10 protein-coding genes are annotated in these 13,189 nt (G+C 68.4%); 1 reads left to right on the top strand and 9 read right to left on the bottom strand.

Annotated features, from left to right (window positions below):
* Positions 1-616: 616 nt before the first annotated feature.
* On the bottom strand, positions 617-1,408 hold the full coding sequence (locus KL771_RS24195) for a hypothetical protein (RefSeq protein ID WP_261971078.1): 792 nt from the start codon (positions 1,406-1,408) through the stop codon (positions 617-619).
* Between the two features lie 161 nt (positions 1,409-1,569).
* Between KL771_RS24195 and trmFO the strand changes: the two genes are divergently transcribed.
* Positions 1,570-2,988, top strand: a complete 1,419-nt coding sequence (trmFO, locus tag KL771_RS24190) for a methylenetetrahydrofolate--tRNA-(uracil(54)-C(5))-methyltransferase (FADH(2)-oxidizing) TrmFO (RefSeq protein WP_261971077.1) — start codon at positions 1,570-1,572, stop codon at positions 2,986-2,988.
* 192 nt (positions 2,989-3,180) lie between these two features.
* Here the strand turns inward: trmFO and KL771_RS24185 are convergent, their stop codons facing one another.
* From KL771_RS24185 to KL771_RS24150, 8 genes are all read right to left on the bottom strand, one after another.
* Entirely contained in the window at positions 3,181-4,158 is a 978-nt protein-coding gene (locus KL771_RS24185) for a quinone oxidoreductase family protein (protein WP_261971076.1), read from the bottom strand.
* A gap of 169 nt (positions 4,159-4,327) precedes the next feature.
* Positions 4,328-5,611: a capsule biosynthesis protein gene (locus KL771_RS24180; protein WP_261971075.1), complete on the bottom strand. Its 1,284-nt coding sequence runs from the start codon at positions 5,609-5,611 to the stop codon at positions 4,328-4,330.
* A gap of 130 nt (positions 5,612-5,741) precedes the next feature.
* Complete coding sequence (locus KL771_RS24175) at positions 5,742-7,298, bottom strand: capsular polysaccharide export protein, LipB/KpsS family (protein ID WP_261971074.1); 1,557 nt, start codon at positions 7,296-7,298, stop codon at positions 5,742-5,744.
* Positions 7,295-8,119, bottom strand: a complete 825-nt coding sequence (locus KL771_RS24170; RefSeq protein ID WP_261971073.1) for an SDR family NAD(P)-dependent oxidoreductase — start codon at positions 8,117-8,119, stop codon at positions 7,295-7,297. Before KL771_RS24170 ends, KL771_RS24175 begins: the two co-directional genes overlap by 4 nt.
* Positions 8,116-9,432, bottom strand: a complete 1,317-nt coding sequence (locus KL771_RS24165; RefSeq protein ID WP_261971072.1) for a capsule biosynthesis protein — start codon at positions 9,430-9,432, stop codon at positions 8,116-8,118. Before KL771_RS24165 ends, KL771_RS24170 begins: the two co-directional genes overlap by 4 nt.
* A 56-nt stretch (positions 9,433-9,488) precedes the next feature.
* Positions 9,489-10,652: a polysaccharide biosynthesis/export family protein gene (locus tag KL771_RS24160; protein WP_261971071.1), complete on the bottom strand. Its 1,164-nt coding sequence runs from the start codon at positions 10,650-10,652 to the stop codon at positions 9,489-9,491.
* Positions 10,653-10,827: 175 nt separating this feature from the next.
* A complete protein-coding gene (locus tag KL771_RS24155; RefSeq protein ID WP_261971070.1) occupies positions 10,828-12,306 on the bottom strand; it encodes a hypothetical protein in 1,479 nt (492 codons plus the stop codon).
* On the bottom strand, positions 12,307-12,975 hold the full coding sequence (locus tag KL771_RS24150; protein ID WP_390867670.1) for an ABC transporter ATP-binding protein: 669 nt from the start codon (positions 12,973-12,975) through the stop codon (positions 12,307-12,309).
* Between the last annotated feature and the right edge of the window lie 214 nt (positions 12,976-13,189).

Genomic DNA, 13,189 nt, shown 5'->3' with positions numbered 1-13,189 from the left:
AAGGATGAGGAAGACCGGCGAATTCGCCTCAGGGCAGCAGCCTTTCGTGCTGCATTGCACAACACGCATGTCGGACATGCGGTCCGCCCTCTGGCTTGGGACAGGGGTCATGTCCTATCTTCCGGCCATGGACGACGCCGTGAGGCCTGACCCGCTCTTCAAGCTTTCCTGATGTTTAGGACAGTTCTTTGGAGATGACGACCGGTCGGCCGCGCAGGCAGCACCGGCACCGAGCTGTTTCCTCCCAGACTCGCTCGCCCCGGTCCCCTGCGTGAGCGTCGCCACTTCGGACGGCCTGTCCTCCCCTGGCCGTCCTACCGACGGGGCTTCTCCTCCCACCCCGATCGGACAATCGAACGCCCGCCGGTTCTCCTCCCACCGGCGGGCGTTTCGATTCACTGGGTTGCGTTTCCAATTCCGCGTTTCGCTACAGCAGGATGAACCGGTGCCCGCATGTTGGCGCGGCACCGCCGTGCATTGCGAGCGGCCCTGGCCCTTCCGATCCGCCTGGCCCTTCCGATCCAACAGGCAATCCCTGCCGGCCCGGCCGGATCGCGGCAATAGAGAGCCCGGCCATCAATGCGGGGGACGCGGGATCGCCGCCCGTGACCGTCGCTCAGTGCTTCGAATCCCACTCCGACTTCAGCATGATGTCGTTCGGGTCGCCGGAATCGCGCATCCAGGAATCGACCACCCATTCCTCGCCGCCGATCTCGCGATAGACCGCGGTGGCATGGGCGTAGATGAAGCCGCCACGGGAGTCCGGACGCACCACCGTGTGGTAGCGCAGAAGACCGTGCTGCTGAGCGTAGATCAGGATGGTGGTGGAGTTGGTCGCCTCGTCCAGGCAATCGGTCTGGCCGGGCTGGTTGGCCTGATCGGGCTCGGAGCCGCGGATGTCGGGCGGGCCGCCGAGTTGCGGCGCGGCCCGCTGTTCCCAGTATTGGACGAGATGATCGATCGCGTCGCGCTCCTCGGCGGCGGAACCGCGGCGGGTGGCGAAGATGTTGGCGATCGCCTTCTCGTCGGCATCGCTCAGCGCGATGATGGTGCGCAGCCGGCATTCGAAGCCGTGGCAATAGACCAGCCGATTGCCGCGCGGCATGCCGACATTGCCGCGTTCGACGAACCAGTTGACCAGGTCACGCGACGGCTCGAAGGGAATCGGAGCCGGGATCGGCGTCAGTGCGGCAGTGGCGCCGGCGGCGGACCTTTTCGCCTTGGCCGCGGCCTTGGGCTTGGCTGCCGACGGCAGGGCGCCGGTCACGTCGCCGCTGGTGGCAGGCCGGACCTTTATCGAAGCTGGGGCGCCGGCATCCGCCGCACCGTCCGTGCCGGCTGCGACTGCAGCCGCCGGCGTGGCGAGCGCCAGGGCGGCGAGGAGCAGAAGGGTGTTGGATCGACCCATGCGTTGCACCTCCGGGTGAGAGTCGGCGCACCATATAGCGGAATCGGCAGACCGCGAAGGCTCGGCGCGCCGCAAGCCACAACCTGTTGCCGGCTCGACACCGCATCGTGATCCGGCTGTCGCTTTGACCGGGCCCGGCCGGAATGCTACCGGGTCGTCCCATGACCCAGTCTCCTCCCGTCCATATCGTCGGCGGCGGCCTCGCCGGCTCCGAAGCCGCCTGGCAGATCGCAAGCGCCGGCGTGCCCGTCATTCTGCACGAGATGCGGCCCGTGCGCGCCACGGAGGCGCACCAGACCGACGGCCTGGCCGAACTGGTCTGCTCCAACTCCTTCCGCTCGGACGATCGAGAGACCAATGCGGTCGGCCTGCTGCACGAGGAGATGCGCCGCGCCGGCTCGCTGATCATGGCGTCGGGCGATGCCCATCAGGTGCCGGCCGGCGGCGCGCTGGCGGTCGACCGCGACGGCTTCTCGGCCGCCGTCACCGCGGCGCTGGCGGCGCATCCCTTGGTGACGATCCGGCGCGAGGAGGTCGACGGCCTGCCGCCGGAATCCTGGGGATCGACCATCCTGGCGACCGGCCCCCTCACCGCCCCCGGCCTGGCGGCGGCGATCGGCGGGCTGACCGGCGAACAGGAACTGGCCTTCTTCGACGCGATCGCGCCGATCGTCCATTTCGATTCGATCGACATGGGCATCGCCTGGAGGCAGTCGCGCTACGACAAGGCCGGCCCGGGCGGCACCGGCGCCGACTACATCAATTGCCCGATGAACCGCGACGAGTACGAGGCCTTCATCGACGCGCTGCTCTCAGGCGACAAGACCTCCTTCAAGGACTGGGAGAAGACGCCCTATTTCGACGGCTGCCTGCCGATCGAGGTGATGGCCGAGCGTGGCCGAGAGACCTTGCGTTTCGGCCCGATGAAGCCGGTCGGCCTGACCGATCCGCGCCATCCGGACGTGAAGCCGCACGCCATCGTGCAGTTGCGCCAGGACAATGCCTTCGGCACGCTGTGGAACATGGTCGGCTTCCAGACCAAGCTGAAGCACGGCGAGCAGGCGCGGGTGTTCCGCATGATCCCGGGGCTCGGCCAGGCCGAATTCGCCCGGCTCGGCGGGCTGCACCGCAACACCTATCTGAACTCGCCGAAGCTGCTCGACGCCACCCTGCGCCTGAAGATGCGCCCGCAGTTGCGCTTCGCCGGCCAGATCACCGGCTGCGAAGGCTATGTCGAGTCCGCCGCCGTCGGGCTCCTCGCCGGCCGCTTCGCCGCGGCGGAGGCCCTCGGTCGCCCCCCCGCCCCGCCCCCGGTCACGACCGCGCTCGGCGCCCTGCTCGGCCATATCACCGGCGGGCATATCGCCGTCGAGGGTGAGGAGGCCGGCGCGCCGCGCTCGTTCCAGCCGATGAACGTCAATTTCGGCCTGTTCCCGCCGATCGTGGCGCCGACCACCAAGGACGGCAAACGCCTGCGCGGCAACGAGAAGACCATCGAGAAGAAGCGCGCGATGAGCCGCCGGGCGCTGGCCGATCTCGACGTTTGGCTGAACGAGACGTCGCTCGCGGCGGCCGAATAGCCGCCCTGCCCCATCTCGGCCGCGGGCCTCACGCCCGCACGCGCCGCACGAATTCCGGCCCGCGTCTTCAGCGCGCCAAGGCACGCCGGCAGACGCCGGGCCATCCCCAGCGCCGCCCTGCGGCGGCCCGGCACCCGCGCGGATGCCGGGTGCCGGGTGTCGGTTGCCGGGCGCTGCAGTGTGGCGGATCGATCAGGGGATCAGCACGACCGCGCCGGTGGTCTTGCGGCCTTCAAGGTCGCGATGGGCGTCGGCGGCCTTCTCCAGCGGATAGCGGGCCGAGATCTCGATCGGCACCGTCCCGTCGGCCACCCGGGCGACGAGGTCGCCGGCGGTCGCCTCCAGGTCGGCGCGCTTGGCGATGTAGGTGAAGAGCGTCGGCCGGGTCGCGAAGAGCGAGCCCTTCTGCGACAGGATCTGCGTCGAGAAGGGCGGCACCGGACCCGAGGCGTTGCCGAAGGTGACCCACATGCCGAGCGGCTTCAGGCAGTCGAGCGAGGCCGGGAAGGTGTCCTTGCCGATCGAATCATAGACCACGTCGACGCCGGCGCCGCCGGTCAGGTCCTTGACCCGGGCGACGAAATCCTCCGAGCGGTAGTCGATGACGTGATCGTAGCCGCGCGACTTGGCGAGCGCGCACTTGTCCGGGCCGCCGGCGGTACCGATGATGGTCGCCCCGAGCGCCTTGGCCCAGGCGCCGGCGATCAGGCCGACGCCGCCGGCCGCGGCGTGGAACAGGATGGTGGTGCCCGGCCCGACCTTGAAGGTGCGGTTGAGCAGATACTGCACCGTCATGCCCTTCAGCATCATCGCCGCGCCGGTCTCGAAGGAGATCGCCTCGGGCAGGATGATCAGCCGGTCGGCCGGCACGATGCGCTCGGCCGCGTAGGAGCCGGGCGAGGCCACATAGGCGACCCGGTCGCCGGGCTTGACCAGCGTGACGCCCGGGCCGACCGCCTCGACCACCCCGGCGCCTTCGCTGCCCGGAATGAACGGCAGGCCGGTCGGCGACGGATAGAGGCCGGAGCGGAAGTAGCAGTCGATGAAGTTGACGCCGATCGCCGCATGGCGGACACGCGCCTCACCGGCGCCGGGCGCCGGCAGATCGACATCCGCCAGCACCATCACGTCCGGACCGCCGGTTTCCCGGACCTGGATCGCCTTGACCATCGCTTCCCCTCCACATCGTCGCCCGCTTCGGGGCTCGTTCGGAAAGTCTGAACCATTGTCCGGACCGGCCGCTTCGGCAAGGGCCGCCGGACGCCGAATTCGGGATCGAGCCATGCGGCGGTGGCGAAGGTCTCCGGCCGCCCGCACGGGCGCGGCCGCCCCGAAGCCGTCAGACCTTCATGCCGAGCCGGCGCGCCTTTTCCATGCGCGGCGGGGGGTCGATGAAGCCGCCCGGCTCGTTGACCCGGCGCTCGATGAGCCGCTGCACCACCTCGGCGATGGCGACCTTGCGGCCGGCCTTGTTGTAGAAGCTGCCCTTGACCTGGGTGGTGGTGGCGAGCGCGCGGATGAACTGCAGCCGCAATTCCTCGTCGGGCGCCTCGGCCTCGGTCCAGAACTGGTCGAGCGAGCCCTGGAAGGTCAGGCCCGGAATGTCGAACACCGCGACGCCGAGCACGATCAGCGGGCAGCCGGCGCGGATCGCATAGAGACCGACCGTGGAATTGACCACCACGGTGCCGCGCGCGGTCTCGACCAGCCGGTTGAGATTGCCGCCGTCGATCAGGCGTACGCGCGGGCGGACATTGTGGCGCCGGGCGGCCGCCATGACGACCTTGTTCCAGCGCTCGATGCCGTTGTCGAGCGGATGGACCTTGAACACCAGCACGGTATTGGGCGGCGCGGAGCGGGCGAAGGAGGCGACGGTCTGGTCGATCGCCTCGTGCAGCCGCTTGTAGGGGCTGTTGTCGCGGATCTGGTAGTCGCTCTGCAATTGCAGCGCGAAGATGTAGAAGGGCCGCGGCCCGAGGATGACTTCGCGCATGACGCGCTTGGCATATTTGCGCTGCCAGCGTTCGCGGATCAGCCGCAGCAGGGTGCTGAGATAATCCTTGAGCGGGTTATAGTACTTGTCCGCGAAGTAGCGCGGAAAGAAGATCCAGGAGAAGAACAGCGCGACGAGATTGTAGATGACCTCGGCGGTCGCTTCCTGGGTGAAGGTGTAGGGATACTTGATCACCAGATCCGGGTCGGGTGCGGCAGCCGCGATGGCGCGGATCGTTTCCGGATCGTTCGGGAAATGCGAGTAGGTCGACATGCCGTTGCGCTCGACCGTGATCCAGTCGGGGCGCAGATAGCCGAATTCGACCGCAGTCACGTAGAGGCCCCGCGCCTTGGCGATCTCCTGGGCGACGACGTGATAGGGCAGCCGGTCGGCATAATAGAGGATGTCGGTGACGCCCTCGCGCTCGATCAGCTGTTCGAGCCAGCCGCGCCAGTTCTTGAAGCTGCCGCGATAATTGTAGGCGCCGGATTTCAGCCAGTAGAGCCAGTCGCCGGCCGAGAGATTGACACGGACCGTCTTCTGCCCGGCCGCTTCGAGCCCGTTCGCCAGTTCGTACCAGAACCGCGAGGGTGGCCCTTGCAGGAACAGAAAGACGCGGCGTTCGGACATCGACCGGCTGCACTCCGCCCTGGAACCGATCCGACACCGCGCCCGGATCGGTCGGGCGAGCCTGTATAGCGACCCCGTCCGGGCCGGTCAATTTGGCCGGTTTGCCGGGTTTCCGAGCCTGACGGAACGGTCATCGGGGCCGGCCGAAATGGCCGATCCAGTGGCGCCAATAGGCTTCCGCGACCACGCTCGCCCGGACGAGCCGCCGATTGCGCACCGCCGACGGCACCGCGATCCGCCCGGCCCGCACATCCTCGATGCGGGCGACCACGTCCTCGACCTCGCAGGGCAGCCGCGAGACCGGGTCGACATAGGCCGGGTAGAGGATCAGCACGGCGGCGACGAGTTCGTCGAGCGACAGGCGCCGGCCGCGCCGGGCGACGGGCGCACGGTCGTCGGTCAGCCCCCAGCCGGCATAGAAGGGAATGCCCCAGGTCACGACCGGTTTCGCCCGGATCAGCGCCTCGAAGCCGGCGAGCGAGGTCAGCACATGGACCTCGTCGGCCGCCTCGATGGCGGCGATGGCGTCGCCCTCGCGCAAGGCGAGATCGGCGCGGGCGCGAATCGCGCGCTCCGGCAGCCAGCCGGCCCGGCTGCGGGTGACGAGGTCGGGATGCTCCTTGTAGACCACGAAGGCATCCGGCCGGGCCTGCCGCACGGCGTCGAGCAGGGCAAGATTGCCGGTCACCGCGGCGGTGCCGAACCGGATCGCCGCATCGTCCGGCACCTGACCGATGACCAGCACGACCGGCCGCCCGCGGGCCTGACCGGCGAGATCGAGCTTCGGCGCCGGCAGGTTGTACTTGGTCACCCGGGTGGCGACCAGCCGCTCGCGCAAGGCGCCCGCCCGCGCGACCAGATCGGGCGCGAAATCCGTCTCCAGGCACAGCCGTTCCAGCCGCGAGGGCCGGTGCGCGTCGTAATAGAGGCCGAGATCGTCGAGGGCGAGCGAGGCCGGGATGGTCTGCTGCGTGCCGAGGCCGACCGAGCGGACGAAGCCGTCCTCGATGCGCGAGACCGGCACGCCGGCCGCGGCGGCCTCTGTCTCGAGCGCCCGCCCCCCGCGTGCGCCCCAGGCGACCAGCCGCGCGCCCTTGCGCGCCGCGATTGGGACTGCCCAGCGCCGGGTCTCGAAAACAACCTCGTTCGACCAGCCGGCGAGGAAGGTCGTCGCCGTGCGCGCCTTCTGGGCCGAGAAGCCGAAGCCGACGACCGTCTCCCGTCGCGCCGCATAGCGCGCGCGGATCGCGGCCATCAGAGCGATGCCCTCGTCCGGCGCGACCTGCTGGAGCGTGAACGGGTTCACGTAGCGGACGCCGGGTCGCGCGACGGGATCCGGGGTCGCCGCGGGAAAGCAAACCGTCCCGTCCGATGTCAGTTCCCCGGCGAGCAGGGCAAGCGGCGCAATGCCGAGACGCAATGGGGCGACGGGATCGGCGACCTCGCGCAGGACGCGGACCGGCAATCGCCAGCGGCGGGCATAGTCGCGGGCGCGATCGAGATGCGGCCCCTGCTCCACCGTCACGACCGCATCGAGCCGCCCCGCATCGGCATCGGTCGGGCATTTCACCACGGCACGAGCCCCGGCCAGCGCGGCAATCCACGGCGCCTCCGCCCAATGCTCGGGCAGGAACAGGCCGGCCCGATCCAGATCCGGCCCGGGCGGTGGATCGCACAGAGGGGTCATGGCGTTCCGGTGCCGCCGGCGCGTTCGCGGGCGGTCTCGGCATCCGGCTCGATCTCGGCCGCGAAGCCGCCCATGAAGAAATCGGCCACCCGCGCCGGGACCAGATTGGCGAACCAGATCGGCACGACCAGCGGCCACGGGAAGGCGATCAGCGCCTTGCGGCGCGCGATGCCGCGGCGGATCAGCCCGGCTGCCTTGTCGGCCGAAATCTCGAACGGCTTCGGGCCGATATGGCGGCTCGACATGGGCGAGGTGACGAAGCCCGGGCAGACCACGGTCACCTCGACGCTGCCCTTTAGCCATTGCCGCAGGGCATCGCCGTAGAAGCGCACCGCGGCCTTGCTGGCCGAGTAGGAGGGCAGGTCCGGATGGGCGTAGAGCCCGGCCAGCGAGGACACCAGCACGATATGGCCGCGCCGGCGCGCGCGCATCCGCTCGACCACCGCCGAAGCCGTCGCGATGGCGCCCTTCAGATTGACGTCCACCAGCCGGAAGGCGCTCTCGGTCACCTCCGCACTGCGCCCGGCCTGCAGACCGGTGACGACGCCGGCATTGGAGACGAGGAGATCGATCGGATGGGCGTCGTCGAAGGCTTGCAGCCAGACGGTCAGCGCGGCCGTCTCGCGCACGTCGAACAGCCCCTCGACGACTTCCGCACCGGCGGCCCGGGCGGCGGCGACCGTGTCGGCAAGCCGGGCGGCATCGCGGCCGGTCAGGCCGAGCACCCGGCCGGGCGCCGCATAGGCCCGTGCCAGCGCCGCCCCGATGCCCGACGAGGCACCGGTGATGACGATGGAGCGGGGATCGGCGGAAGCACTCATGCGGTCCTCGCGCGTTCGGATTTCAATCGCTCGACCCGCTCGGGCAGATCCGGGAGACCGGCCTCGATGCGCTCGACCGAGCCGGCGACGGCGGCGGCCAGTCCGGCCTCGGTATAGTAGTCGCCGCGGATCTGCGTCTCGTGGACGAGCGCGCGCACGAAGGCGCGGGCAAGCTCCGGATCGGGCGGCGCGGCCTCCTGCCAGAAGCGGTCAAGCCCGTCCTGGAAGGTCAGGCCGGGGATGTCGAACACCGCCCCGCCGAGCGCGATGGTCGGCGCGCCGGCCTGGATCGCCGCGATGCCGACGGTCGAATTGACCGTCACCACCCCGCGCGCACCGACGATCAGCCGGTCGAGATCGCCGCCGTCGATATAGTCGACCCGGTCGCCGACACCGGACGCTGCTGCCGCCTCGGCGACGAGCCGCGCCCAGGGCGTGCGCCAGTTGTCGAGCGGATGGGCCTTGATCACCAGGCGGTCGCCGGCCGGTGCCCGGACCGCGAAGGAGGCGACCACCTCGCGCATGGCCGCCGGCATGTCGGCAAAACGCGAATGGGCGCGAATCTGGAAGTCGCCGGAGAGCTGCAGCGGCAGCACCCACCAGGGCGCGGGGCCGGCGGTGACGCGCTCAACCGTCGCCCGCGCGGCCGCGGCCGGCTTGGCCTGGCGCAGGAGCTTCCAGCCCCAGAGCAGGTATTCGACCACCGGATGGTCGATCGCGTAGCGCCGGTAGCGCGGGTAGAACGGCGTTCCGGCCACTTCCGAAAGGTGATAGGCGAGATCGTTCACGGCGAACTTGAGGAACGGCGTGCGGAAGCGGACCGTGAAATCCGGCTCCGGCGCGGTTTCGGCCAGGGCCCGGACCAGCGCCGCCTCGCGCGGGAAATGCGACAGGGCCGACAGGCCGTCGCGCTCCAGCGTGATCCAGTCCGGCCGGAAATAGCCCATCTCGAACACCAGCACGCGAATGCCGCGCGCGCGCGCCTCGATGGCGGCCAGACGATGGTATTCGCGGCTCTCGCCATGGACGATCAGGTCGGTGATGCCGTGCCGGTCGAAGGCTGACCCGATATGCGCCTGCCAGCGGTCAAGCCCGCCGCGATAGGCCTCGGCCGGGCGGCGCCAGAACAGCGCGTCGCCGGCATGGAGCAGGATCTTGTGGGTCGCATGCCCGCGCGCCTGCAGCGCTGCGGCAAGCCTTGCCTGGAACGGCGAGCAGGGACCGAGAAGGAAGAGAAAGCGCCGCCGCCCCTGCCCGCCGGCAGCGACGGGTCCCGGGCGGGACAGATCGGCGACGGCGCGTTCGGTCGACATGGCGCGGACCATAGGGCGGCGGCGGCGCCTTGTGAAGCGCCGCCGGGTCGGGCCGGTCAGTTCTTGTTGAGCACCTGGATATCGCGCGCCACACCCGTGCCGCCGCGCACGACCGCGGTCGTCTTGCCGACGATGTCGAGGAACTTCGCGAACTCGACCGCGGGCGCGGTCGCCACGTAGACGATGTCCTTGTCGCGCAGCCACATCTGCCGGGCCAGGAACAGGCCCTTCGGCTCGAGCAGGTTCAACCGGTAGACCACGGGAATCTTGCCGGGCCCCTTGGGCTGCCAGTCCGGCCGGATCGCCTTGACCAGATGCGGCTCCTCGAAGCGGAACACGAAGATGCCGCTGGCGTCGGCCGCCAAGGTGTTGAGGCCGCCGCCCCGCGCCACGGCTTCCGCGAGCGTGACCGTCTTGGTCTCGAACTTGATCTCGCTCGGGCGCGCCACCGAACCGAGGATGGTATAGGTCTGCGGCGCGAAGGTGAGCAGGATCTCGTCGTCCGGCACGAGATAGACGTTGTTGTTCGGGACGAGGACCAGGTCCTCGAGCAGGATCGAGGCCGATTCCGCTTTTCTCTTCAGCGTGACCGTCGTCTCGTAGGTGGTGAAGCGCGAGCCGCCGGCCAGCGCGACCATGTCGAGCAGCCTGGTGCCGCCGACATTGAGCGGATACTTGCCGGGTTTCGCCACATCGCCGACCACCACGGCCGCATTGGCCTGGTTTCCGGTAACGCCGAGCATCACCTGCGGCTGGATCGCCTTGTCGGCCAGCGCATCCTGGATCGCCTGGCGCAATGCCTCGCTCGACCGCCCCGCCGCGCGCATCCGGCCGACATAGGGCACGAAGATATTGCCGGTCTCGTCGATCTGGACCTGGAACTGTGTGCCGCGGGTCTGGGTATTGGCGAACAGCCCATTGTCGCCGGCTTCAAGAATGCGGATGTCGAGCGTATCGCCGATGCCGAGTGGCTGGCCGCGCGGACCGGAGCGGATCGCGAAGCGGTCCGCAAAGGTGTGCGGCCGCCACGGACCGACCGTACGGACGACCGGCTCGTCCAGTTGCACGATCAGATAGCTGTCGATGGGGAGCGAGGTCTCCACCTTTTCGCTGGAGATGGCCATCGCCGATGGCCCGTCCGACGGCAGGCTCGAACAGCCGGCAAGCCAAAGCGCGAGGACCGCGCTGCAGCCGATACGCAACTTCGCTACTGATTTCATTGCCCCGTCTCCGCGGCACCCGCCGCTGATTCTCGGCCGCCTGCTCCAAGCCGATGAAGCCGAGAGGCAGCAGTCCAACGCAACCACAGAAACATTCCGTGACCCTATGACAGACCCGGGTCGATTTCCGACTCGGATCGACCCCACGGCCAGGCCTTCGGTCGACGCTTCTCCCCTACTGCATGTGATCGCGAATGGACCCGAGCACCAGCGAGCAGACCGCCCACATCGCGAACAGGGCCAGGAAGCTCAGGAAGCTGTAGCGCGCCCGTTCCGGATACTCGGAATCCTGCGCCGGCCGCGGCGAGACGACGATGGCGAGGTAGCGCTGGTTGCGCTCGGCATCCATGCGCGCCCGCTCCAGCGACGACAGGCTTTGCGTATAGGTCTGGGTCGCGAAGTCGCGCTCGGTCACCAGTTCCTCGTAGCGCGCGAGCTGCGAGGAGATCGCCGCACCGGAGCGGTTCTTCAGCGCAATCTTGATCTTCTCGTCGTCGATCTGCTTCTCAAGCGCATCGACGCGGCTCTGCTGAACCCGGACGCGCGGCGCCGACGGCGACATCGTCTGGGTCAACTGGTTCAGTTCCGCCTTCAGCCGGGTCAGTTCGCCTTCGAGCTGGTTGATCGTCGTCGAGAAGCCCTGCGCCCCGGCATTCGGGTCGACCTGCCCCTCCTCGCTGCGAAACTTGGCGATGCCGGCCCGCGCCAGCCGAAGGCGAGCCTCCGCGCGGGCGACCTCCGCCTCGGCATCGCGCACGACGTTGCGCCGCGCCCGCTCCGAAATGCGGTTCACCACCGATTCGGTCAGCGCCATCACATGGTCGCCCATGGTCTTCGCATCGGCAGAGCTGAAGGCCCGCACTTTTACCGAGATGATGCCGGTGTACATGTCGAAGGCGACGAAGGTCATTCCCTTGACATACTCGGTCATCTTCTCGATCGAGATCTCGGGCTTCATCCGATACCACCAGTCGGCGGACGGCTGAGAATAGATCTTGTGAAGATCGAGCTGCTTGGACAGATCCTCGACGAATTCCCGCGAGCTGAGATACTCGACCACCACATAGGAATCGGAGATGTCGTTGACGGTCGCGCTGCCGAGCATGGTCGGGGCCGCGGCGGCCGCCGAGGTCGAGCTCTGCATATTGCGCACGGTGAAGCGCATCTCGGTCGCGTACTGGTCGATCGCCCAGACATAGAGATAGACCGTCACCAGCACGGCTGGGATCAGCACCGCGACGGCGAAGGTCCAGAAGGTCAGGTTGAAAGCCGATTTCTTCTTCTTGCCGGCCTGCTTGGCAGCAACCGACTTCTTGATCTCACCCAGTCGGGAGACCAGCCGCGATTTCGACACTTCCGGCACCGGCAGGGCACCAGGATAGTTGTCCTCCTCGGGCCGAAGCTCCTGTTCCTTCTTCTTCTTGTCCTTCTTGCGGAACTCGACCAGTCGACCGGGCGCCTCTTCGCCCGCGGGCGGCGGAGGTGCATCGAATGGCGCGGGCGGAGGCGGAGCCGAGCGCCGCCGCGTCTCCTCGATCGCGTCGATATCTTGAACGGGCTCGCCCAAGTCCAGCCCTTCGCGATTGGCACGGCGACGCCGCGCTTCCTGCCGGCGGGCTTCCATATCGTCGGGCGGGTTAATCAGATCGACCACCTAGGCACGCTCCTTGGCGAACAGCAGACACTTGAACTCCGCGATCCCTTCTTCCAAGTCGTCGAAGAAGAAGAGCTCGCCGTCCACCAGGATGGCTGCCATATCGCAATAGGCCCGAATCGTCGCGAAGCTGTGCGACACCATGATCAGGCCCGATCTTTCGCGCCTTTCGGCAAAGGCCAACTGACACTTCTCGCGAAACCGGTCGTCGCCGACGGCTGTGACTTCGTCGATCAGATAGCAGTCGAAGTCCATCGCCATGCACAGACCGAATGCGAGCTTCTGTTTCATGCCGCTCGAATAGGTCTGGACAGGCATTTCGAAATAATGACCGAGTTCGGAAAACTCCAGAACGTACTCGCAAACCCGGTCCGGATCCTCATGATAGATCCGCGCGACGAAAACGGCGTTCTCGCGGGCAGTCATGCTCTTCTCGAAGCCGCCGGCAAAACCGAGCGGCCAGGACACCTTGCCCCAGCGGCGGATGCGTCCACGGGTCGGCTTTTCGGTTCCGGCGATAAGGCGCAGCAAGGTCGACTTGCCGGCGCCGTTGCCGCCCATCAGACCGATGGCGCGCCGGCCGGGAATGTCGAAATTGCCGCGGCGCATGATGACCTTGGAGCGATTCCCCGCTCCGTAGGTCTTCACGACGTCGTCGAACGTGATGATCGGCCCGGATCTCGGCCGCACTGCGACATTCATCGGCTGGACCCACCCCCGCTGCGCCGGGCGAACTTAGCCCGCCCGCAACAACCCGTAAATGCTTCAGCTGCCCAACGCCGGTTCCGGCCGTCCGCTTTCGCGCGAAAGCCCCGGCACCCATTCCCGGGCCGCTGCGGCTGCGATTCGCGCTCCAGAAGCCCGATGACCGTCACCCGCAAGG

This window comes from Prosthecodimorpha staleyi (assembly GCF_018729455.1).
Classification (GTDB): Bacteria; Pseudomonadota; Alphaproteobacteria; order Rhizobiales; family Ancalomicrobiaceae; genus Prosthecodimorpha; species Prosthecodimorpha staleyi.
This window is presented reverse-complemented; position numbering and strand designations above follow the sequence as displayed.